The organism is Desulfogranum marinum (assembly GCF_016918565.1).
In the GTDB taxonomy this organism is placed as follows: Bacteria; Desulfobacterota; Desulfobulbia; order Desulfobulbales; family Desulfobulbaceae; genus Desulfogranum; species Desulfogranum marinum.
In genome coordinates this window covers 11,189-35,482 of record NZ_JAFFQD010000007.1, presented here as the reverse complement: position 1 = coordinate 35,482, position 24,294 = coordinate 11,189, and the positions used below count along the sequence as shown (strand labels likewise).

At 46.6% G+C, this 24,294-nt stretch carries 18 protein-coding genes; 16 read left to right on the top strand and 2 right to left on the bottom strand.

Features of this window, described 5'->3' with window-relative positions:
• Positions 1-300: 300 nt before the first annotated feature.
• From JWH17_RS06025 to speB, 10 genes are all read left to right on the top strand, one after another.
• Positions 301-1,770: a TrkH family potassium uptake protein gene (locus JWH17_RS06025; RefSeq protein ID WP_332468375.1), complete on the top strand. Its 1,470-nt coding sequence runs from the start codon at positions 301-303 to the stop codon at positions 1,768-1,770.
• Positions 1,767-2,411, top strand: coding sequence for a potassium channel family protein (locus tag JWH17_RS06020; protein WP_205221688.1), 645 nt, complete (start codon positions 1,767-1,769; stop codon positions 2,409-2,411). The genes JWH17_RS06025 and JWH17_RS06020 overlap by 4 nt, the downstream gene beginning before the upstream one ends.
• Positions 2,412-3,090: 679 nt before the next feature.
• Positions 3,091-3,321, top strand: coding sequence for a hypothetical protein (locus JWH17_RS06015; RefSeq protein ID WP_205221687.1), 231 nt, complete (start codon positions 3,091-3,093; stop codon positions 3,319-3,321).
• A 782-nt stretch (positions 3,322-4,103) separates the two neighbouring features.
• Entirely contained in the window at positions 4,104-5,504 is a 1,401-nt protein-coding gene (locus JWH17_RS06010; RefSeq protein ID WP_205221686.1) for a sigma-54 interaction domain-containing protein, read from the top strand.
• Positions 5,505-5,750: 246 nt separating this feature from the next.
• A complete protein-coding gene (locus tag JWH17_RS06005; protein WP_205221685.1) occupies positions 5,751-5,981 on the top strand; it encodes a hypothetical protein in 231 nt (76 codons plus the stop codon).
• A 395-nt stretch (positions 5,982-6,376) separates the two neighbouring features.
• Positions 6,377-7,741: an MFS transporter gene (locus JWH17_RS06000; protein ID WP_205221684.1), complete on the top strand. Its 1,365-nt coding sequence runs from the start codon at positions 6,377-6,379 to the stop codon at positions 7,739-7,741.
• Positions 7,734-9,674: a biosynthetic arginine decarboxylase gene (gene speA / locus JWH17_RS05995; RefSeq protein WP_205221683.1), complete on the top strand. Its 1,941-nt coding sequence runs from the start codon at positions 7,734-7,736 to the stop codon at positions 9,672-9,674. The genes JWH17_RS06000 and speA overlap by 8 nt, the downstream gene beginning before the upstream one ends.
• A 34-nt stretch (positions 9,675-9,708) precedes the next feature.
• Complete coding sequence (locus JWH17_RS05990) at positions 9,709-10,926, top strand: saccharopine dehydrogenase family protein (RefSeq protein ID WP_205221682.1); 1,218 nt, start codon at positions 9,709-9,711, stop codon at positions 10,924-10,926.
• Between the two features lie 8 nt (positions 10,927-10,934).
• Entirely contained in the window at positions 10,935-12,113 is a 1,179-nt protein-coding gene (nspC, locus tag JWH17_RS05985) for a carboxynorspermidine decarboxylase (RefSeq protein ID WP_205221681.1), read from the top strand.
• Positions 12,110-12,997: an agmatinase gene (gene speB / locus JWH17_RS05980; protein ID WP_205221680.1), complete on the top strand. Its 888-nt coding sequence runs from the start codon at positions 12,110-12,112 to the stop codon at positions 12,995-12,997. The genes nspC and speB overlap by 4 nt, the downstream gene beginning before the upstream one ends.
• A gap of 857 nt (positions 12,998-13,854) precedes the next feature.
• Here the strand turns inward: speB and JWH17_RS05975 are convergent.
• Complete coding sequence (locus JWH17_RS05975; protein WP_205221679.1) at positions 13,855-14,346, bottom strand: hypothetical protein; 492 nt, start codon at positions 14,344-14,346, stop codon at positions 13,855-13,857.
• A 191-nt stretch (positions 14,347-14,537) separates the two neighbouring features.
• On the opposite strand from JWH17_RS05975, the gene JWH17_RS05970 reads away from it, so the two are divergent.
• From JWH17_RS05970 to JWH17_RS05945, 6 genes are all read left to right on the top strand, one after another.
• Positions 14,538-15,452, top strand: a complete 915-nt coding sequence (locus tag JWH17_RS05970) for a DMT family transporter (RefSeq protein ID WP_205221678.1) — start codon at positions 14,538-14,540, stop codon at positions 15,450-15,452.
• Between the two features lie 16 nt (positions 15,453-15,468).
• Positions 15,469-16,341 carry a DMT family transporter gene (locus JWH17_RS05965; RefSeq protein WP_205221677.1) on the top strand — a complete coding sequence of 291 codons (873 nt, stop codon included), beginning with the start codon at positions 15,469-15,471 and terminating at the stop codon, positions 16,339-16,341.
• Positions 16,342-16,404: 63 nt separating this feature from the next.
• Positions 16,405-17,442, top strand: a complete 1,038-nt coding sequence (locus JWH17_RS05960) for an AI-2E family transporter (RefSeq protein WP_205221676.1) — start codon at positions 16,405-16,407, stop codon at positions 17,440-17,442.
• A gap of 51 nt (positions 17,443-17,493) precedes the next feature.
• Positions 17,494-17,811, top strand: coding sequence for a cupin domain-containing protein (locus JWH17_RS05955; protein WP_205221675.1), 318 nt, complete (start codon positions 17,494-17,496; stop codon positions 17,809-17,811).
• Positions 17,812-18,277: 466 nt separating this feature from the next.
• Positions 18,278-18,655 carry a PA2779 family protein gene (locus JWH17_RS05950; protein ID WP_205221674.1) on the top strand — a complete coding sequence of 126 codons (378 nt, stop codon included), beginning with the start codon at positions 18,278-18,280 and terminating at the stop codon, positions 18,653-18,655.
• Between the two features lie 66 nt (positions 18,656-18,721).
• On the top strand, positions 18,722-19,678 hold the full coding sequence (locus tag JWH17_RS05945; RefSeq protein ID WP_205221673.1) for a PA2778 family cysteine peptidase: 957 nt from the start codon (positions 18,722-18,724) through the stop codon (positions 19,676-19,678).
• A 223-nt stretch (positions 19,679-19,901) separates the two neighbouring features.
• Here the strand turns inward: JWH17_RS05945 and purL are convergent, their stop codons facing one another.
• The gene (gene purL, locus JWH17_RS05940; RefSeq protein ID WP_205221672.1) at positions 19,902-23,714 is read right to left on the bottom strand and encodes a phosphoribosylformylglycinamidine synthase; all 3,813 of its coding nucleotides are present in this window, start codon (positions 23,712-23,714) and stop codon (positions 19,902-19,904) included.
• Positions 23,715-24,294: the final 580 nt, after the last annotated feature.

Here is a 24,294-nt window from a genome sequence, read left to right as displayed (position 1 = left end):
TATTGTGGCTTATGCAAAAATGAAAAGTATTTAGCTCCAGCAGTGCCGATTTTTCAATGACACTTCATTGGTGCTCTGGAATTATTTTGGAATGAAGATTTTCTACCCAAATTTTCAACATCCCAAAAGACTGCAAATTTTCAAGTATTATACGTCGGCCGTCCGGTTTAATGACCATAAAGAAAAAATTACCAACACACCATCGACTGAACAAAAAACTTTATCGAATACACCGTACTGCCGTATAATGTATTCAGAGGTGCAGAATAGGTGCTCTCCCCATTTATAAAATAAAAGGATTTGATTTTGGCCAACCAAGCAAGCGGGCTCAGGTACGCCGTACGGCTTTATGTAGTCTTTAAGTATTTCGGTCAAATGAACCTTATTCTTGCCATATTGACATTAGCACCTTTGCTTGTGTCTTTGATATCCGGGGAGAGTCTTGCCGCTCTGAGATATACTATTGTAATATGCTGTCTTACTGGTCTATGGATTGGGACAGCTCGGATGAAACCCCCTGCCAATATGCAAGTCAATGAGGGGTTGGTTTTAGTAGTCCTCATGTTTTTTTTCACGCCGCTTGTTATGGCCTACCCTATGATGAGCTCTGAGTTAAGTTTTCTGGACGCATTTTTTGAAGCTGTCTCAGGTGTCACGACAACAGGGTTGAGCACGAAGACTACGCTCGTTGATGCACCGATGACCTTCCTTTTCACACGTGCTTGGATGCAATGGTATGGTGGACTTGGTATCGTCGTACTTTCTCTAGCGTTCATTATGCAACCTGGTTTGGTAACAAAAAGTTTAGCAGCCACAGGAACAGAAAAGGATGATTTAGTCGGAGGTACACGAGCACACGCCCGGCGAGTTTTTAAAGTTTATAGCATTCTCACAGTTGTAGCCGTCTTCGGATCCTTGTTGGTTGGAATTAATTTGTTCGACGCCCTCCTTTATTCTTTCTCGGCAGTTTCGACCGGAGGCTTTGCTCCAGATACCAAAAGTTTAGAAAACTTCAATTGGCCGGTACAAGTGTGGATAACATTAGTGTGTATATGCGCTGCAGTCCCGTTGACTTTTTACTATCGATTGTTCTCTAAAAAACATCGCGATAACGTGGGATTATTTCAACTCAAAGCTATCTTGGTAGCTTCTTTGGTGATGTCGTTATTTGTGAGTGCATCTATGAGAGTAAATGGGAGCATGACGTGGTCACAAATACTTCACCATGCTCCTTTACTTGCTTTTTCTGCACAGACAACATCAGGATTTTCTTCAATCTCACCTGCTGAGCTTGATGTGACGTCAAAGCTTTTGCTTACTTTTTCAATGCTAGTGGGTGGTGGTGTGGAATCAACTGCAGGCGGATTCAAAATTCTGCGGCTACTGATAGCCATGAACTTCGTACACGTGCTTCTCCTTCGGACCTGTCTGCCGAAACATGCAGTTATTGAACACAGGATCGCCAACCATCAATTGCATGATGAAGAAATCCATACAGCTTTGATACTCATTTTATTGTTCATCGCTATTTTAGCCTTTTCATGGCTCCCTTTTGTAGCAATGGGGTACAATCCGATAGATTCTTTATTTGAGGTGGCATCGGCACTAGGGACGGTAGGCTTATCCACAGGAATCACGAGTGCAGCCTTGCCCACCCTGCTTAAATGGGTTTTATGCGTTGACATGCTGTTGGGGAGGCTTGAAATCATTGCCTGGTTAGTATTGCTGTATCCACGTACTTGGTTTGGAAGAAGAATAGAGGGCCTATGAGAATAGTATTTATTGGAGCCGGAAAAGTTAGCATTGGAACAGCTAGGGTGCTCATAAAAAAAGGGCACGAAGTTATCATTGTTGAGCGAAACAAGTTAAAAATAGATGAATTATCCAAAGATATGGACTGTAGCTTTCTGCATGGTGATGGCAGCCACCCAAACCTTCTGAGCGAGGTGAATCCAGCTCAAACAGACTTTTTGTTTTGCCTGACCAACAGCGACCAAGTGAACGTTATCGCAAGCCTAGTCGGACGTTCACTTGGTTTCAATCGCGTCGTTACGAGCATTGGTGATCAACAATATGAGAGTATCTGTCATGAACTTGGCCTCAAAGATACCATCATTCCATTGCTGACGATAAGCCGTTATCTAGCGGACATGGTTGATGTAGGTGAAAGCGTTGAACTATCAAGGGTTGTCAAGGGAGAGGCTCGACTATTTTCCTTTGTAGCCAAACAAGAAGAGGCTGTTGCGGTCAAAGATTTACACCTGCCTTTCGATGCAAGAGTCATTTGCTATTATCGTGATGGAGAATTTTCACATGCCGATAATGATACAAAATTTCGTGTAAATGACGAGATTGTGATTTTAACCCACAGCAAAAACATGCTTGTTTTACAGGAACGCTGGCAGTCATAAACTGAATTTCCAGAGAGTTTAATTTTGAGGAGGCAGCCTTTCAGTTCTCAGGGCTAGGTAGACCTTATTCGTAAATCTCTTAACCGGCTAAGCGCCGGCTTTGATATGACCTTTTTTCTGTTATATCTGATTTCTAAAAGTCCATATTTCACCTGTATGCCATGACTATCAAAGTTATTGTCGAAAAATATAATTCAAGATAATATCAGCGATGTCAGCTAATTATACTGGAGTGTGACAACGGGAATCAGTCGCAACTCGCATTTGTGTTAAGATTATTAGCACTCCCAAGAGAGTAAAGAGGTTTTCATCGTAAAAAAACGAGTTATTTTGCTAAAAAAGTTCCCTGTAAATTTTTAACCAACAGGCCGTCAAGGCAAAAATGCGCTTGAGCCGGAAAAATCCTTTTTATATTTAAAAAATCGGAAAAATAAACACAAATCGGAAAAATTTACATTTCTTTTAATTGCAGTAAGTTACCATTCAAACCTTCTTTTCTTTGTTTTAAATTCGGAAGCCCTTCTTCCAGCAGAAATACCCTCTAACCAACGAAGAAAAATGATTTTTTATCAATATTACAAAGTGTTATAGGTTTTATTCTTATTTGGCACACTCCTTGATTGTCCATTTTCACAACCAACTCAGGGTTGAGATTATAATAAAATGAGGAGAAGAGATTATGACTAAGAAGAAACACCACACTGTGGATGCCGAAAGATTTGCCAAGTGTCAAATTTGCCTAAACAACATTCCAGTTGAATACTATTTCAACAAAGGTGATGAAATCATCTGCTATGAATGTGGAACAGAGTATACGCTCATATCCAAAAGCCCTGTCAAAATGGAAATGTCCGGAGATTATTACGAACAAGATGACTACTTCGGCGAAATGCACTTTGATGATTATTGATCATCAACAGCAGCGTATTACATCCCATGTAGCAATTATTTATAAAAAAGACCGGACGTGTTCATTCGGTCTTTTCATTTTATGTAGTTCAGTAAAAATGACTGCTTTATTTTCATTCTACGTTTGTTCCTTGCATTGCCACCGATTGCACCGAATAAATTATTTTTGTCCACAAAGCTACGACATGGACTGAGTGGTTTCGTGCATCAGTACCGGACGTGTTTTTCACAATTAAATACTCAGAGATCGCTTCGCCGCGTATCCCCTTTGCCCCATAGCATCACTTTAATGAACTATCGGTTGTAAATTCAGAGATGCTCGTTCCTTCCGCACCAAACGCAAAAGACCTGTCACTGCTGGTTTAATTCCGATAGACTCCCCGATATCTCGTTGTTGTATGCTATCAGTTTAATCGAAGAGTTGATCTGCGCAAATGATACCCATGTTCCCCTATGTGCGGGCCTCCCTACCGGAAGCTCATAAAAAAAGCGGCTGAGCATTGTGGGGAATCGGATAAGATAATAGGATGTGATAGACGATAAAGATTGGTATCTTTATCCCATTGATACTCAATGGAACAGATTTTCCTAAGTATCTTTTTCTCTGTTGCTCTAAGCTGCCTGGCCAGCTTTATGCAACCGTGCAATAAAAGTGGTGTTTTCAGTTACATTCATGTCAATTTAAACCTACTTACTTGTATCTGGGAAATTGCGAGTGAATAGCGAAAAATAAAACGATTGTATCCGAAAAAGTCCTTCTCACTTAATTAAGGTTCAACTGCCATGCATAATATACTGGTATTTGGTTTAACTGATATTCTGGAAAAACTACAACGTGTGTTTACTTCAAGCGACTGCAGACTTCTTAATATAAACTCCGCCAATGAGTTTTATTCTACCGCATTCTCTCGGATATTTGATGCATGGATCATTGACGCTATCCATCAAGATCTTCACGAACTGTCTATTGAAGAACTAGCCACGGCCCACTCTGTGCCACAAATAATAGTGGTGGGTGAGCATGACAATTTACAAGACCAACCATCACGTTGGCCGGGGAAGACTCATTTTCTGAGCAAAAATAATCTGATGGAATGTAAAACGTTATTCCTTGAGTTGATGAATAATAAAAAGGAACAAAACAAGGAACGATATCTCGCCGGATACATCCACCAGCAACCAGGTCTTGAAACAATTGTAACTAAAAGTCCATTAATGGAGAATTTGGTCGACCTCGTGAAAGATGTTGCTCCAACTGAATCTCCGGTATTTTTAATTGGTGAAACCGGTACAGGCAAAGAGTTGTTGGCAAATATTTTCCACAATGAATCGCGCAGGAAATCCGGCCCATTTATGGCGGTTAATTGCGGAGCACTACCTGACTCACTCCTTGAATCAGAACTTTTTGGATATGAAAAAGGTGCTTTTACCGGAGCGACAGGCCGTCGTGTCGGTAAAATCGAGCACGCTGCCGGAGGTACTTTATTCCTCGACGAAGTAGAAGCTATGTCACAGGCTATGCAAATCCGCCTCTTACGTGTGCTTCAAGAACGGAGCTTGCAAAGACTAGGCAGTAATGTTGATATTTGTACCGATTTCAGGGTTATTGCTGCAACCAATACTGATCCAACAGAACTTTTGCATTCAGGCAGTCTTCGTTCAGACCTCTATTACCGCCTCTCTGTTTTTCAAATTCATATTCCACCGCTGAGAGACAGACCGGAGGATATACCAATCCTTGTCCAGCACTTTGTAAATAAAAAGAAGAGAAACGGACGGGACTACGTTACAGGATTAGATAATAGGGCCATGAACCTGCTCCTATCCGTCCCATGGTTCGGCAATGTGAGAGAACTGCAAAATGTGATTGAACGAGCCGTAATGCTGACTGTTGAGCATACGATAGAGGCAGAACTCATTCAAATACCAGGCATTCCCATTGCTGACACTTCAGTTGATGTAACCAACTTAACTGATAATGCATTCCGCCCAGGGACTACCCTGAAATCGTACAAAAAACTGCTATCACAGTCCGCAGAAAGAAAGTATTTGGTCGAGCTTCTTGACTTCAAAGATGGACGGATAGGTGAGGCTGCACAACTTGCAGGATTAACCCCACGGGCATTGTACAATAAAATGAAAATACACGGCTTGAAAAAGGAGGACTTTAAAAAATCGGAATAAAAATTTTAATTCGGAAAAAGAATATAATTTGTTTAAAAAACAAAATGTTACAGGTTGTTCTCTGCATTTTACTCCACTAATCGGAATTATTGCGTCAATCCACTTGCCTCGTCGTTTTACTCTGGGAGTTTAATTTCTCTATTATTTACAAGCGATTACAAGAAAACTCAATGTTAGGCACAGTCTTTGAAAATACATCTCCGCATTAGCTTTGTTGTTCGCTGTTAACAAATATGTGAGGATAGCATGGGGAAATTTAATGAACGCCAGGGCGACAGGGGGAGATTTGGTAAATGTCAGATCTGCTTAGATTACATTCCAGTTGAATACTATTTCGACGTAGGTGATGAAATCGTCTGCTATGAGTGTGGTACGGAATATACAATTTCCTCTATAGATCCCATACGATTTGATATGATTGAAGACAGGTACAACACAGACGATTATTGTGAGGAGATGCATTTTGACGATTATTAAACGATGACAGGTGTTTCCTCGATTGCTTCAAAAAGCGACTAAGTGTCAGACAGACACGTAAATAAATCAAAGAGGGCAATGAGCTGGTTATAATTACTTCCGGCTTCTTGCTCTTTTTCTATTATTCCGCAATAACTTTCAAGTACTACAATTCACCACAGAATATAGCTACTGACACAACACCGATTGGGTATACGTCAGGCCTGGCAGTAGAGCATTTGATTTCTTCTTTGAAATGATGAGGAGCATCGCACCTCGAAAGGATGCTGATATCATTCAGGCTTAGGTAGTTTGAATCCGGTAATCACTCAAATTTAATTTCATAACTAAATTTCATAACTAATGACCGCCTCAACAAAAACACCAACAACGCCTTCAAAGGGTAAGAATATTAAATGCTGAGTGTTATTTCCAACTGCTGGGCACTGTTTTTAGGCATGGGACTAATCATGCTGGGAAATGGATTACAGGCAACCCTTCTAGGGGTGCGTGCTTCTTTGGAGGGTTTTGGGACAACCATTACTGGTTTTGTAATGTCCGGCTATTTCCTTGGCCTTATTGCTGGATGCAATATAGTACCCAAATTCATTGGCCAGGTTGGTCATATTCGCACGTTTGCTGCTCTGGCATCACTTGCATCCACTTCAATCCTTGTACAGGCCGTTTTTGTTGATCCCTGGATATGGTGGACAATGCGTCTCGTTACAGGGTTTGCCTATTCCGGCACTTATATAGTTACAGAAAGTTGGATTAACGAAGCAGCCGAGAATGGAACACGAGGAAAATTGCTAAGTTTCTACATGCTCGTCTCCCTTGGTGGGATGGCAGGTGGGCAAATGTTATTAAACCTTTTCCATCCTTCCGGTTTTGAGTTATTCGTTCTGGTCTCATTTCTGATCAGTTTAGCTGTGATTCCGATTCTGTTATCGACGGCACGTGTGCCCCAATTCGGCATTCTTGAACATGTCGGTATTTTAAAACTTTACCAGGTCTCGCCGCTTGGGGCATTTGGCATGTTTATCACAGGAATGACGATAGGTACCTTTTTTGGTATGGGGGCTGTGTATGCCACCGACATTGGTTTGTCAGTAAAGGATGTTTCTCTTTTTATGGGTACACTCATTTTTGGCGGATTCTTTTTCCAGTACCCACTGGGCTGGCTTTCGGATCATTGTGGACCAATCAAGGTAATTATTTTCAGTTGTACGGGGGGAGCTGCAGTATCCTTTGTCGCTATGACTTTTACAGGAGGAGGCATTTTGCTCTATGTAATTATTGCCACTGTTGGAGGATTGGCCATGCCTTTGTATTCCCTATGCTGCGTTTACACCAATGATTACCTGACACCTACCCAAATGGTTGCCGCCAGTGGGACTCTAGTGCTGTTGAGTGCGTTGGGAGCTACAATAGGCTCTCCTGTTACCGCCTTTTTTATGGAGATATTTGGCCCGCAGGCTTTTTATGGAAGTCTGGGTGTGATGTTAAGCACGGTCGCAATTTTTGCACTCTGGCGTTCAACCCAAAGGGTAGATGTTCAGCCGGAGGAACAGGGTGAATTTATCGTAATGGCAGCCAGTCCATTGAGTGCATCATTAAACCCTGATGTCAAACTATCTGAAATTGAAGCAGCAGCAGATGAGGATCCTGAAGCTATACAATTTAGCTTCGAAGAACTGGTAAATGATCTTGAAAACCAGTATGATAACTCCTCTGGCGCCGAAGAGAATTCTCACAGTAGCAAGGAACTGCAAGATGAATAACCACACTCTCCACTCAAAGAGCTGGTCAACACAAGAGGCTTCCAAGCACTACTGCATAGATAAGTGGGGAGCCAATTATTTTTCAATCAACGAAGCTGGAGATGTTGTGGTCACCCCGGGTGGGGCCGACAACGGACCAAGCATTAGTTTGTATGAGATCGCCCAAGAGATCGAAATGCGAGGTCTGTCCATGCCGGTGCTGCTTCGAATCGAGAATATTCTCGGAAGCCAAATCAAGCTTCTTCACGAAACCTTTCGCAAGGTTATTCGGGAAAATGACTATCGCGGCGTCTATAAGGGCGTGTTTCCAATCAAGGTGAACCAACAGGAACAGGTCATTGAGGCGATTGGTCAATTCGGGGAAAATTTCAACCACGGTCTAGAAGCCGGCAGCAAACCTGAGCTCATCGCTGCCATCTCCATGCTTAAAAACCGTAACGCCTGCCTGATCTGCAATGGGTACAAAGACGAAGAATTTATTGATCTCGGCTTGTTTGCGGTAAAAATGGGATACCAGGTGTTTTTCGTAATCGAAGTCCCAGGAGAAGTTGACCTCATCATTGAGCGGTCAAAATACCACAATATTACCCCAACACTCGGCCTGCGCATCAAGCTTTCCACACAAGCAGAAGGCCAGTGGGCGGAATCGGGTGGAGACAGCTCTGTTTTCGGTCTTACCATGAGCCACATTATCGATGTCATAGATCGGCTCAAGCAAGAAGAGATGCTCGACTGCCTGCAGCTCCTCCACTACCACATCGGGTCCCAGATTCCTAACATTAGGGATATCCGTGCCGGCGCCATGGAGGCCTGCAGACTTTATGAAGAACTGGTGAAAGAAGGGGCCCCCATGGGCTACCTTGATCTTGGCGGTGGCCTTGCGGTGGATTACGACGGTTCTAACACAGATTCACATTCGAGCCGCAACTATTCTTTGGAGGAGTATTGCAGCGATATTGTCGAATCGATCATTACCGTACTCGATAAAAACGACATACCGCACCCGACTATCATCACCGAATCGGGCAGGGCTATTGTCGCCTACTACTCTGTCCTTATTTTTAATATATTAGATGTCAGTTCATTTGAGCCGCATCCAATCCCAGCCACATTACCGGATGTGGACAGCGACTTGCTCGAAAACCTGATGACCACCTACAACATGGTCTCGGCCAAGGACATTCAAGAATGCTGCAACGATGCCCTGTTTTACCGCAGCCAAGCCAGGCAGCTCTTTAAGCACGGGCATATAACCATCCGTGAAAGGGCACAGGCAGAAAATCTCGTCCAGCATATCCTGATAAAAATATCCGAATTTTCGAGAGAGCTTACACACATCCCTAAAGATGTGCAGACGATGAATCGGTTAATCTACGATATCTACTATGGCAACTTCAGCCTTTTTCAGTCATTGCCTGATGTATGGGCTATTGACCAGATCTTGCCGACAATGCCGTTGCATCGCCATCTTGAAAAACCCTCTCGGCAGGCCATTATCTCAGATATTACCTGCGACTGTGATGGCAAGATAGACAGCTTTCCCGGTATCATCGAGAAAAAAAGCAATATTATGCTCCACCCGCTTAAACCTGATGAAGAGTATTATATGGGCGTTTTCCTCGTTGGGGCATATCAGGAAACCTTGGGTGATCTGCACAACCTTTTCGGAGATACCAACGTGGTGTCAATCCATGTCAACGATGACGGCAGCTATAAATTCATCCTTGAGCTTGAGGGAGACTCCGTGGCCGATGTGCTCTCTTATGTAGGGTATGATATTCGTGCCATCAGGACCAGGCTTAAAGCCCAGGCAGAAGATGCCATACAGAACGGATTAGTCTCCCCTCATGAACGAAAATCGATTCTGGCAAACTTTGAAGAAGGATTGCGAGGGTATACCTATTTTGAGAAACAAAGCACCACTGATATCTAGCGGTAAAGATACGTTTTTTATAAAGGAGGACAACATGTCCCGAATACTTATCATTGGAGCCGGCGGTGTCGGCAATGTAGTAGCAAAAAAATGTGCAATGCACAGCGATATTTTCACTGATATATGGCTTGCCAGTCGAACTGTAGCTAAATGTGAGGCTATTGCTGAGGAAGTAAATCAGTTAACGGGAGTTGTGATAAATACGGCACAAGTCGATGCCGATTCTGTTCCAGAGCTGGTAGAACTTATCGGCAAAATTAAACCTATACTCATCATCAACGTTGCCCTGCCGTATCAAGACCTGACTATAATGGATGCCTGCCTGGAATGTGGCGTCCACTATCTTGACACTGCCAACTACGAACCTGAACATACCGCTCATTTTGAATACAGCTGGCAATGGGCCTACAAGGAAAAATTCAAAGAGAAAGGGCTGATGGCTCTTCTCGGCTGTGGGTTTGATCCGGGCGTTACAAACATTTTTTGTGCCCACGCTCAAAAGCACGAGTTCGACACCATAGAGTCCATTGATATTCTTGACTGCAATGCCGGTGATCACGGTCATCCCTTTGCAACCAATTTTAACCCGGAAATCAACATCCGAGAGGTCACCCAGGTTGTTCGGCACTGGAAAGAGGGGGAATGGATTGAGACCCCGCCAATTCTTGATGATGACTGTGTACATTTCACCTTCGATTACCCTGTTGCAGGTCCCCGTGAAAGCTACCTGCTTTATCATGAGGAGATGGAATCTCTGGTCAAACACATCAAAGGTCTCAAGCGCATCCGTTTCTGGATGACCTTCGGGCAGCCATACCTTACTCATCTGAAGGTTCTTGAAAATGTGGGGATGACCCGTATTGACGAGGTTGAATTTGAGGGGCGGAAAATCATTCCGATTCGTTTCCTGAAGGCGCTGCTTCCAGACCCTGGATCACTTGGCAGCAACTATACAGGCAAGACGGTTATAGGCTGTGTGTTCAAAGGGGAAAAGAACGGGCAGAAAAAGCAACGTTATACCTACAATGTTTGCGACCACGCAGAAGCCTTTGCCGAAGTGCATTCCCAGGCGGTATCGTATACTACCGGTGTTCCAGCCATGATCGGCGCTATGCTGATGCTCAAAAAAATATGGCAGGGTGAGGGCGTGTTCAATGTGGAGCAACTTGATCCCGATCCATTCATGGACGAACTGAACAAAAACGGTTTGCCCTGGCAGTCGGTCGATTTCAACGGCGAATTGCCTGACTAATCTGAGCAATGAATATTTCTGACTCACAAACGCTGTTTGATTTTCCTCAAGAAATAATTAAACAGGTTGAAACACCATGTTATCTCATCAGCGAGGATGCTGTGCGGCGCAACTGCCGCATTCTCGCTGACGTTCAACAACGGACTGGAGCCAGGGTTCTCCTTGCCCTGAAGGCCTTTGCTTTGCCGGCACTTTTTCCGGTTATTCGCGAATACCTGCATGGTGTTTGTGCAAGTGGACCGATCGAAGCTCAATTGGGAAGAGAGGAGTTTAACCGCGAGGTTCATACCTACGCACCAGCCTATACTGCTGCCCAGATGGAGCGGGTCGTTCACTACTCGGATCACATCATATTTAATTCCATCAGCCAGTGGCGTACTCATAGACAGCTTGTCTCCAGAGCGAGTCATCCTATAGAGGTCGGCCTTCGCGTCAACCCCGGACATGCAGAAGTGGAAGTGGATCTGTATAACCCTTGCCTGCCAGGGTCTAGGTTTGGTTTAAACCTTGAAGATCTGGACGGTGTTGACCTTACGGGCATATCCGGCCTGCATTTTCATGCACTGTGCGAACAGGATGCAGATGTCCTTGTCCGCGTTCTTGCAAGTTTTGAGAAACGATTCGGCAAATATATAAACAGGATGCGCTGGATCAATTTCGGCGGAGGGCACCACATTACACGTAGTGACTATGATCTGGAACTGCTTTGCAATACCATTGCAGACTTTCGCAAAAGATATGGCAACATCTCCGTCTATCTCGAGCCGGGTGAAGCAGTGGTGCTCAACAGCGGAGTTTTCATTACCAGTGTGATAGATACTATCCATAAAGACATGCACATGGCGATTCTCGACTCTTCAGCTGAGGCACACATGCCGGATGTTCTTGCCATGCCATACCGTCCTCATATCGTCAACAGCGCAAAAGAGAAGGAGCTGGGTCACACCTATCGCCTGGGTGGTATATCGTGTCTTGCCGGTGATATTATCGGCGACTATTCATTTGATACGCCGCTTCATGCAGGGCAACGGCTGGTTCTCACCGATATGGCTCTCTACTCATTTGTGAAGAACAATACCTTCAACGGGGTTGAACTGCCCGCAATCTATACCTGCTCCAGCAAGGAAAACATCTTGCGCCTTATTCGCCGTTTCACTTATGATGATTACCGGAGCCGCATAGCATGAAAAAGTCCAAACCTCTGTATTTCCATGGTGAGGATGTTCCACCATCTGCTCCGGAGAATGCACTCTTCCATGTCATACCGGTACCTTTCGAACGTTCTGTCTCCTATGGGGCAGGCACAGCCGGTGGACCGGATGCAATCCTTGAAGCATCATGCCAGCTTGAACTTCTCACCAAGGGATGCATTCCTGCGGAACATGGTTTCCACACCACTTCACCCGTGGACTGCAGTGGGCCTGTGGAAGACGTATTGAATCGTATAAGAAAGTGTGTTGATGCGACACTGCAAGTGGATAAAATTCCGGTTGTCCTAGGGGGGGAGCATACTGTCACACATGGTGTTATTTCAGCTCTTGTGGACCGTTTTGACGATTTCGGCGTTATCCAGTTTGATGCACACGCGGACCTTCGAGATTCCTACGAAGGCTCTCCCCACAGCCATGCCTGTGTTATGCGTCGAATCCATGAGCAAAACATACCCATCTATCAACTCGGCACTCGAAGTTACTCCAGCGAAGAACAGGAATATCGTCTCGTTCATTCAATACCTTTTCTGGATAGCGAGGATATCTGGAAAAAAGGCCATGAACTTTCACTTCCCGTTGATTTTCCTAAAAAGGTGTTCATCACTTTTGACATCGACGGGTTGGACAGTTCACTTATGCCGGCTACAGGTACGCCCGTTCCTGGTGGCCTAACCTGGTACCAGGCAATGTGGCTGATACAGCAGATTATGAACAGTAGAATATGTATCGGTTTCGATGTCGTTGAGTACTCCCCGATTCCAGGTTTCCATGGTTATTCGTTCACAGTTGCCCAGCTTGTCTACAACATGATGGGATACCTCGTCCTAAGCAGCACCAACAGTAAGTACTATATAAAATAGCTTGGGAACTGAAAACGATTTAATATCAGTCGCATCTCTTCAGTTGCTAAGGTTCTCTTAACGCCCGTTTCACCCTCAGCCTGATCGAGGGAGAAATGGAGAGAAGGAATGTGTCAGTTTAATCAGGCACTTGCTAACCCCCAATGCAGTATATGTTGAACAGGTAGCCGAAACTGTACTGGACATGATGCAACGGTTGACGGGAGTTGCCCTTTCTTGGGGCCCCGAATGTGGACAGGGAAAAATGGTTTATCTTGAGGCGTTTTCGGAACCATTTTCAGATACTTCCTGAGAGTATCTGGCACCATAGGTTCACGTTTTTCGAAAAGTTAATACGAATTGCACAGAGAACGTGCGCCCTTTTAGAGGCATATTTTCCCTCAAAAGAAAGGGAACCTCGCGGTGACGACAATAAATCGGAAATATTGCCTCCTTTCCAGATTGCCTAAAAGGGGCAGTAGTTTTGCATGCAGCTTATCATTCTAAAAACGGTTGATTTTTCTTCTTACACCGTCTCCATCGCCCCTTATTCAATCCCCATCGCAAACGTAAACGTTCTTGCCCTCTTATCGCAGTCCAGTTCTCAAGGATTTATCAACAATTGCGTTTTGCTCGGCCACTAATCAGGCATTGCTCAACTTCAGAGTATGATTTATTGTCGGGCTTATAATCAGGACGCAACTGTTAATGAATCCTATTCTGTATATCTGAACTAGTTATTGCTGTAACGCACTGCACGTTGGAATCGAAACTTGCTGGTTTTATGAGGTCGGTTCCCGATAAAGTCCAGTTTTCTTGAAAGGGCACTTGTGGTGCACTGGACGCGCGGGAAATGCTGCCCCGCGCTAAGTAGGCTGTTATCGGCAGCGGAGAAAAGCGACCTGCATCATAAGGGGATCTTCAAAGAAAACGGTTTTGTTCCCCCATTCGGAGAGCCCGATATTAACCCACTCTCCCTGATCCTCCCACTCATCGTACCCATATTTCCAGCCGCACCATTTTTCCGCACAGAGATATTCCTGTTCCGGCCCGTAATAAATAAACTGGCTTTCCACATCATCTTCCATCTTACGGGTTTGACCAATGAGGACCAGGTCGGCTCCTTTTGCACCGGCTTCCTTAAAAACCAGATTTTGAATATCTTTGCCGCTCTGGTTAGCAGGGAGCATGGCAAAGGTTTCTGCAAAAACCCTGCATGGACGAGGAACCTGCGTATACTGGAAAGCGGTCGCAATTTTGTCGGTTGGAGTATAGATTTTGCCTGAATAGGCAGTTTCGTCTTTTCCGCCACAGCCGGAAAGGAGGAGCACTATGGTCGGCAGGAGAAGGGTAGATATAAACCTTATCATTGTTACACTCCGAGGAAGTTGATTTTTTACTGCATTTTCATACGTAAAGAGATAGGGTCTCAACTCTTATCAAAAAGAGACCAAAAATATTTTTTGATATATTAAACCCGAACCTGCCGTAATGCTACCTTGAATTCATGGTAACTCATTAATTAACGGTAACTCATTAAAAAATGCTGAAAGAGTAGAGAATGGTTAAACCTAGGGAAAAGAGCAGCCCGTATGCAGACCTGCTATTGTTGCTGGTCGCCCTGATTTGGGGCTTTGGCTTTGTTGCTCAACGCGTGGGCATGGACCACGTCGGCCCGTATACCTTTAATGGATTGCGCTTTATACTTGGCGCTTGTTGCCTGTTGCCCCTTGTAATGCGGAGAAGCAGGCAGCCGGTTTTGACGGAACAGCAGATGAGTGCCTGGACGGCGGGGCTTATCGCCGGTGTCTTTTTATTTGCCGGAGCCACCTTGCAGCAGGTAGGTCTCCAGTACACAACCGCCGGAAAAGCAGGGTTTATTACTGGTTTGTATGTGGTTTTTGTTCCGATTATCGGTCTCCTGTTCGGACAGCGGACCAACGCAGGAACCTGGATCGGTGCCTTGCTTGCGGTGGCAGGGCTCTATCTGCTCAGTATCCAGGGAACCCTGCATATTGCCTTTGGTGATCTTCTGGAAACCATTGGTGCTGTGTTCTGGGCATGTCATGTGCTGGTGTTGGGATATCTTTCTCCTCGAACCTCGCCTGTGAAGTTGGCGATGGTACAGTTTCTTGTCTGCGGTTTCCTGAGCCTTGGAGTGGCTGTCGCCCTAGAGACCATTTCGCTTGCTTCCATTGTTCAGGCAGGGGTACCAATATTTTACGGCGGAGTTATCTCTGTGGGCGCAGGGTATACGCTGCAGGTTGTTGTACAACGCAAAGCACATCCCGCAAATGCCGCTATTATCTTGAGCCTGGAATCACCTTTTGCCGCTTTGGGAGGGTGGTTGCTGCTCAATGAATTTCTTTCCGGCAGAGGACTGACCGGCTGTATACTCATGCTTGGCGGGATGCTGATTTCCCAGCTGTGGACAGTGTTTAAGCAGGAAAAAGAGACTTCAGCTCTGCCGGGCTGATAAAAGGTATATTGCAATGGAAACAGTGGGCATCCTTGCGGCCGTTCTCTCCGCCCTTTTCATGGGCACTATTGGTATATTTTCCAAATTGACCGGTCTCTCTTCAGAAACCGTTACATTTTGCAGGCTTTTTTTCGGTGCAGGTTTCATGGGGCTCTTTTTACTCTGTATCGGTCGTGTACAATGTCTGCGCCAATGGCCCTCCTGGCTGGTGTTAATCAATGGCGGGATGTTGGCCGGGTTCATTATTTTCTATGTCCAGGCCATGAACTTTACCACCATGGCTAATGCGATCATGCTGGTGTATCTCGCTCCGGTCGCAGCTTCTCTTTTTGCCCATCTGTTTTTAGGGGAAAAATTAAGCTGGAGTGGACTGCTCCTTATCTGCAGCGCTCTTTTCGGGTTTGCAATGATGATGGAGTTCACCATTGATATACAAGGCGGTAGTGATCACTTACTTGGCATAGGATGCGGTTTGGTTTCCATGGTTGCCTATGCGGCATTTATTTTACTCAATAGAATTGTCAAAACGGATATCCACGTCTATACGCGCACCTTTTACCAGTTACTGGCAGGAGCGGCAGTTATGTTGCCATTGTTGGCGTTGGATCCGCCTACCATCAGTCCCGTTAATTGGTTGTGGATGATTGGCACGGGCTTTCTCCCTGGTTTTTTGGCTATTTTCTGCGCAGTAATGGCCTTGAGTCGTCTGCCGGCGGCAACTTTCGGTACCCTTGCCTATGTAGAGCCTGTGGCAGTGGTAATTTTTGGTTGGGTATTGTTTAACGAAACACTTTCTCCTCTGCAGATGGGAGGCTGTGCTGTGATCATCTTCAGCGGCATTATCCAGGCCTATCTTAGTAGTCGACAGAAGCAAAGCAAGGTATAGTGGGAGGAGATGAAAAGATTCTGCAGGAGTTTTGTTCATTCATTTTTTACAAAATGAGGTCGTATGCTCATTCATTTAGCAGCTTTTGTGGTTGTTGTCGCCGGCATCATGTCGGCTAAATCGCTTTTAATTCCCTTTCTACTGGCAATTTTTCTGGCCATCATCTGTAGTCCTCCTCTTTTTTGGTTACGACAAAAAAACGTGCCTGTCGCTCTGTCGGTATTTGTGGTTGTTGTGGTGGTGATCATCATCCAGCTGGGCCTGACCACCTTGATCGGTTCATCGCTTGCAGATTTTTCCAAGGCACTGCCCAATTATCAGGACCGCCTGCAGAGTATTGCCCGGGAGGGCATTGTTTGGGTGGAGGGGTTTGGAATCGATATCACCGATGACATGATCATGGACCAGTTTAATCCTGGAAAACTGATGGCGATTGTCGGCGGTATGTTGAACAATCTGCTCGGGATGATGAAAAATACCTTTATGATTTTGCTCACCTTCATGTTCATCATGTTGGAAGCAGCAGGTATCCCGGCAAAGGTTCAAGCCATTGCCGGTGGCGGTAAAGGTGCTTTAGAAAAATATGGAGCCATCAGCAAAGGCGTTAACCGCTATCTCTTTCTTAAATCTTTGACAAGTCTTGGCACTGGAATATTAGCCGCTGTCAGCCTCCAGATCATTGGCGTCGATTTTGCTGTGATGTGGGGCATGGTTGCGTTGTTGCTTAATTTTGTGCCGACCATCGGATCCATTATTGCGGCTGTACCTCCGGTCCTGCTCGCCTTGGTACAACTCGGTGTCGGGCCGGCTCTGGCTACAGCTTCCGTGTATCTGGTTATCAATGTGGTGATTGGTAACCTGCTTGAGCCGCGCATTATGGGTGCTGGGGTCGGGTTATCCACCCTGGTTATTTTTATCTCTATGGCATTCTGGGGCTGGGTGCTTGGGCCCATTGGAATGTTGCTGTCCGTGCCGCTGACCATGGCCTTGAAAATTACTTTGGCCGCCAATGAAAGCACCAAGGGTCTGGCCTTATTATTAGGTTCCAATAGTGAGGCCGCAGCGGTACTTGCTGCTTTACCTTCCGATGAGAATGCATAAATTGTTGCATATGGCACTTAATTACATCAATGCAACCATGAGATCGTTCCCATGAAAAAGCTCGATCTGGATACCACCCGTGACTTCAGCCCGATGGGCATGAAAAGCATAGTGCTCCATGATTCGGAACACTTTAAGATTCTCAATTTTAATCTTGTCGCAGGGGCACTCTTTCCGATTCACTCCCATGATCTTGAGGGGCAGCTCAGCATTATGGTTATTGAAGGAGAAGGCGAATTTCTGGCTGATGGTGATGTGACCATGCCGGCCAGAACCGGAAATATGTTGATTTGCGATATCAGTGAACCCCACGGGGTAAAGGCAATCACTGATATGCGTATAGTGGTTACCATTGCACCACCAATCTAGCCAGAATTTCTCATGATCTTTTTGATTTTAAACTCAATTGTTTGATATTATTATCTAAAAAGTAATTGTGCAATTAACAGTCTGTTTTTCGTTTTCAATCAAAAAGATCCCCCTTCGGGTCAATAGATTTTTCCGCAGGATCTACGTTACAAACCACTTGCGGTAGTTTACTATCGGAGTCTGCGCTTACCTGCTGCGCGGCTTGTGCCTTGCCCTGCGAAAAACTTTATTGATGAGAAATCCGGGCTGAGTAATAAAGCTGCTTATTGGGCGTCAGGCATTTGTTGCAGCCTCAGTTGTAGTGCACGAAAATATTTGCTCCCTTGCCTCATCCATGTATAGTAATGCGCTTGAGATTTGGAGACTATTTGCCCGTATTGGGTGGAGAGCGTTTGTTACTAAAATTACCCTGGCTGGAAGAAAATGATTTCTCCACCAGGCAGGGAATAGTGGAAAAGGAGCATATATGCAGAGAGCAACCATCTTTTTTATTTATACCTTCCTGGCCGTTTTTATTACCTGTTCAAGCATGCTGCCTGCAGCCCAGGCAAAGATTATCGGCACAGAGAGCTACCTTGCCGGGCAGTCCTATAGTGCTGAACGTGAGCAGATTCAAGCATTCGTGAACCAGGAGAGCGTTCGTGCGCAGTTCATTGAGCTGGGTGTGGAACCGGCAGATGTGGACGCAAGGATTGCCCATATGACTCCTGAAGAGTTGTTGCAGGTACAGCGGCATATTGCTGATCTTCCAGCCGGTGGTATGCTGGAGATTATCGGTGCCGTTTTTCTGGTCCTGCTAATTCTGGAACTGGTTGGAGTTACCAATATTTTTAATAAAATATAGGTAACCAGTTACAGTTTGAGGTAGAGTGATAGTTTTAATATTTTTGCTGAATAGTGACAAATATAGATGATACTTTTTCGGGGCCTGTTGCAATGGGCTTGTCTCATCTGCATCCTGGTGGTATCGGGATGTGGGATCCATCCTTCTCGCATAGGCCCCCCTTTATTCAATAAGCCGATAGAGCTTGTTGATACCGTTTTTTTCCCTCAAAAGAAATACCAGTGCGGCCCTGCTGCGTTGGCCACAGTTCTTCAGTCCAGTCGTATAGACGTGGCGCCCGATGCCCTTACCTCCCAGGTGTACCTGCCTGGAAGGAAGGGGAGCCTGCAGGCAGAGCTTATGGCAGCGACAAGGGGGTATGGTCGTCTGCCCTATGTAATACAGGGGACGTTAGCTGGTCTTATTGCCGAGCTTGAAGCCGGGCGACCTGTTCTTGTCCTGCAGGATTATGGTCGTGCAGGTTTGAGAATGTATCATTATGCCGTGGTGGTTGGCGGCATGGAACATACGCTCATCCTCCGATCAGCTGACGAAAAACGGTTGCTCATCAACGAATCGACCTTTTTAAGGACATGGAAAAGGGCGGGGTACTGGGGCATGGTGGTGTTGCAGCCGGGGCAATTGCCTGCGACCCTTGATCGGGAAAAATACCTGGCAGCAGCTGCCGGTTTGGAGGGCGCCGGAAAAGTCGAGCCTGCAGCTCAGTGTTACCAGGCTCTGCTCAGCAGATGGCCTGCCTATGATGATGCCCTTTTTGGTCTGGCAACAGTCCGGTTGGCTCAGCACCATTACCTGGAGGCGATTAAACTGTACCGGCAGTTGCTCATGGGTGATAACGATAACCCTGCCGCTATGAACAACCTGGCTGAGGCGCTTGCTGCAACAGGTCGTGTTGATCAAGGTGTGCAGGAGTTGGACAGGTATCTAGAGCACACCGATCTTTCTCAGCGCCCGTTTTGGGAGAAGACGCTGCTCACGACCCGGAACGAATTGCAGCAGCGTCTTGGAGCTGTCCGTAAATAAGTTGGACGATATCGCGCTCATATTTAGGTTAGATTTGGTTGATCTAATTGAACAAAGCCGCAGGCTTAGTGTAGTTGTGCTACATTGAGGGCTTTGTGATTGAAGAGCAGCCAAAGATGACCTGAAGATGCGATTCGAGATGTTCAAGTTGTTTCAGGACAGCTCCTTAGTGAACAGGCAAGGCAGGCATTTCAAGCAGCCTGCCCTTAGTCTCTTTGTTTTTCTATTTGTCGGTGCCTTCCATGCACCAGGCATAGGCATTTTGAAACATCTGTAGCCATGGAGAAACCTGGAGCTCGTTCATCTCCGCAGGCAGCCAATGGGCCTGCCACGGTAAAAAGACTCGTTCCGGGTGTGGCATCATTGCCAGGTGTCGGCCATCCGGGGAGCATAGGCCGCCAAAACCACCAGGTGACCCGTTAGGATTGAAAGGATACACTTCGGTTGCCTGCCCTGCATCATCGACATACACCACCGGTATCAGGTTGTCTTGTTTAACGTTGTCCAGAACCTGCTGGTCCGGAAAGTGGAGACGCCCTTCACCATGATCCACATGAATACCAAAGACAAGCTCTTCCATGCCCTTGAGCATGATCGCCTTGCTTGGCAGTACCTTGACCGTTGTCCAGCGTGATTCAAACCTGCCTGATGTATTGTGGATAAAACGAGGTTGATTTTCAGGGGCAAGTCCCTGGAAGGGCACCCAGCCCAGAAGTGCAAACAGCTGGCAACCATTACAGATCCCCAGGGTAAAGGTATCTGGGCGGTCATAAAATTGCTGAAATTGTTCCTTCATCTGTTCGTTAAAGAGAATGGTTGCTGCCCATCCCTTGGCACTTTCCGGCACATCGGCATAGGAAAAACCGCCGACAGCTGCCAAGCCGCGAAAATCATCCAACGTGACACGACCTTCAAGCAGATCATTCATGCAAATATCCCACGGCTCAAACCCTGCGGCATGGAAGGCGGAACTCATCTCCCGGTCAGAGTTTGATCCCTCATCCCTGAGAATAGCCACCTTGGGTTTGTTGGCCTTGCTGAGCAGTGCATCAGGAGTGGGAACAGGGGAGAAGGGCAGGTTATAGACAGGACCTTTTCGGTCATAGCTGCTTTCTTTTTCCTGGTCCGCACAATCCGGATTAATCTGGAGTCGTTCCAACTGATAACTGGTCTCCTCCCACCACTGCCGGAGCAGCTGCATTTTTTCCTCAAGGACAGCTACATTGTTGCAAGAGATGGTAATGGTCTTGTCTGCTGTGGTTTTCCCCAAGACAGTTGCCGCTACATTTCTCTTGTTTAACAGCTCCATAAGCTTTGCCAGGGATGCCTCCGGGCATTCAACCACCAGACCGAGTTCTTCGTTAAAAAGGTGTTCCAATGGCGAGGTCGTATCAGGCAGTTCCAACTGCAGTCCGCAATTACCGGCAAAGGCCATTTCCAGCACTGTGGTAATCAAGCCGCCGTCACTCCGGTCATGGCCGGAGAGAATGAGGTCCTTGTCAATGCACTCCTGAATAGCCGCAAACCCGTTTTTGACCAATGCCGGATCGTCCATATCAGGTACTTCATTACCAACACTACCCAGGACCTGGGCCAGCGAACTGCCGCCAAGGCGTTGCTGGTTTCCGGAGAGATCAATCAGGACCAACGTGCTTCCAGGCTGTTTGACGTCCGGCGTAATCACTCGGCGGATATCGCTCATCGAAGCATAGGCAGAGATGACCAGTTCCCTCGGGGATTTAACGATCTCGTCACCCACCATGGTTGCCATGGAAAGACTGTCCTTGCCGCCGTCAACCGCCATGCCGACAGCTATCATGGCGTCCCGCATGGCCTTGACAGCATCATTCATGGCCGCACCTTCTCCTTCAAGCTTGGGAGCCCACATCCAGTTGGCGGAGCATTTAATCTGCTCAGGGTCATCGATCTGTGCCCACACCAGGTTGGTTAAGGATTCACCGACCGCCATCCGTGCTCCGGCAGCCGGATCAACCAGCATCTTAATCGGCTGCTCGCCAATGGCAGTGGCAATTCCGGTCAGGCCAAAGTGGCTTTGCGCAACCACCGCGACATTACTTACAGGCAGCTGCAGAGGCCCGCAGCACTGCTGTCTGGCAATCAGTCCGGTAACAGCACGGTCGACCTTGTTGGTCAGAAAACGCTTGGAACCAACGGATACCAATCTGAGCACCTTGTGGAGTGCATCGCGAACCGTGAGTGATTCCGGAAAGGTGAGTGGCTGCAACGCAGGCTGGTAGCGGGAATCGGTAAACTCTTTTTGTGGGATATTGCCCAGGAGTTCGTTGAGCTCAATGTCCACCGGGGTCGTGTTGTCTTGTGAATCATGGACAACAAAGCGGAGATCTCCCGTCACTTCTCCCAGGACTTCGCAACCTACCTTTTCCCGGTCGCAAATCCGCTGAAAGTGATCAATATTTTCCGGGCTGATCAAAAAACCGGTGCGTTCCTGGTACTCGGCCACATAGATTTCAAGCACCGACATGGTGGGGTCACCAACATGGACTTTGCGAATATCGACCTTGCCGCCGGAGTGCTCAACCAATTCCTTGAGCACGTTTGCCGGGCCGCCGGCTCCCTGATCGTGAATAACATCGATCAGGGTTTTGTCGCCCATCTCGTTACAGGCGCGGATCACGCGGTTCATCTTTTGTTCCATTTCCGCATCACCACGCTGGACAGCGTCAAAATCCAGATCAGAGGCATTTTCTCCCTGGAGCATACTCGAGGCCGCACCGCCCCCAAAGCCGACCCTGTAGGCTGGTCCGCCGACCTGGACGATCAGCATTCCCGGCCTGGCTTCATCTTTTTCTGTCTGACAGTCATCGATCTGACCAACACCGGCGGTGAACATGATCGGCTTCAGAAAACCCCAGCGCTGACCATCATCAAGCCGCAGGTCAAAGGATCGGGTGAATCCCTGGATGAGAGGTTCTCCGAATTTATTTCCGTAGTCCGATGCCCCGTTGCTGGCTTCTATTTCGATGTCCAGGGCTGGGGCAAGGTTGTCCGGACAGGGGTAGGACTGTTCCCACTCCAGTGGGTAGCCAGGGATATGGAGGTTGGCTACACAGTAGCCGGCAGTTCCAGCCATGACAAAGCCGCCTTTGCCTGTCCCCTGAACGTCGCGAATCCTTCCTCCTGTGCCGGTTTCCGCGCCGGGAAAAGGTGCCACACCGGTGGGGAAATTATGGGTTTCAGCGGTGAGCAGCGGGTGATAGCGAACATTCACCTCTGTCAGGGGTGATGGCTCTCCCGGTACCTGTGGGTGGAGCGTTGTAACCGGATGACCGGTAATAACACTGGAGTTATCCTTAAACGCAATAATACTGCCCTTGGGATTGGCTTCCAGGGTGTCGGTGACCATATCAAAGAGTGTCTTGTCCTGTTCAACGCCGTCAATAATTTGTTTGCCCCTGAAAAACCCGTGCCGGGAATGCTCAGAGTTGGCATTATTGAGGTCCATTATTTCAACAATGGTCGGGTTGCGGTCATGCTTGGTGACAAAATAATCATAATAAAAGTTACGATCCCATTCATCCATGGAGATGCCTGGTATTTCAAGCAGTCCGTCAGGGCCTTTACTTTTCAGGTCTATCTCATACACCGGCTCTGGCATGATGCCTGTTTCAAAAGTGTTGAGTGGCTCGGGATAAACACACTCGGTCATACGGTCATGGTGTGCATCAATAAATTGCTGCAGATCTTCTCCTTCGGGCACCACATATCGCCGGGAACGTTCGACCCTGGTAACGCAGGTAAGATCAACCGCTTGACATATGGAGACCATATTTGACGACCAGGCAGTAGCAAAGTTAAGCCGGGGACCGATTTCAACAACCCGCTCCCCTTTGAGCACGGGCTCAAGGGAAACTGTTTTGACGAGAAAGCCATCAGCGAGAATCAGGCGTAGCTTGTGCAACTCGTCATCTGACATTGGCCGGGTGGATTCCACATTATAACAGTGGGCAAAGGTGGTATCTATTTTTCTGTAAAGCTGTGTAACGACTGATCCCATGATCTGGTTTCCTTTTCAAGCGCGGTCAGCGACTAACTATGTTTAAATGCAAATGGAGTAAAGTGAAGTCCGGCACGTTGTGTATTGTAGGCAGTGCCTGCTTAGCCCGAATTTCTCATGAACTTTTTGATTTCAAGTTCAATTATTTGATATTATTTCTCAAAAAATAATTGAACAATTAATAATCTGTTTTTCGTTTTCAATCAAAAAGTTCACCCTTCGGGTCAATAGATTTTTCCGCAGGATCTACGTTACAAACCACTTGCGGTAGTTTACTACCGGAGTCTGCGCTTACCTGCTGCGCGGCTTGTGCCTTGCCCTGCGAAAAACTTTATTGATGAGAACTCCGGGTTAGGAGCTGTGCAACTTGTTTTCGGACAACTCCTTAATCGGAATATGTGATTTTTTGACGATTCATCCCCTATTTATTCATTGTGAACCGAGCAGTAAAGTATTTTTTCTGTTTAAAAAGTGATGAGTCCGTGAAAAGTTCATCACACTCATAGATGGTTAAGTGAAAATACAGGTTATATTGGTAGGGTAGGCTTTAAGGGAAAGGGGCTTTCCGGGGCGAAGGCTC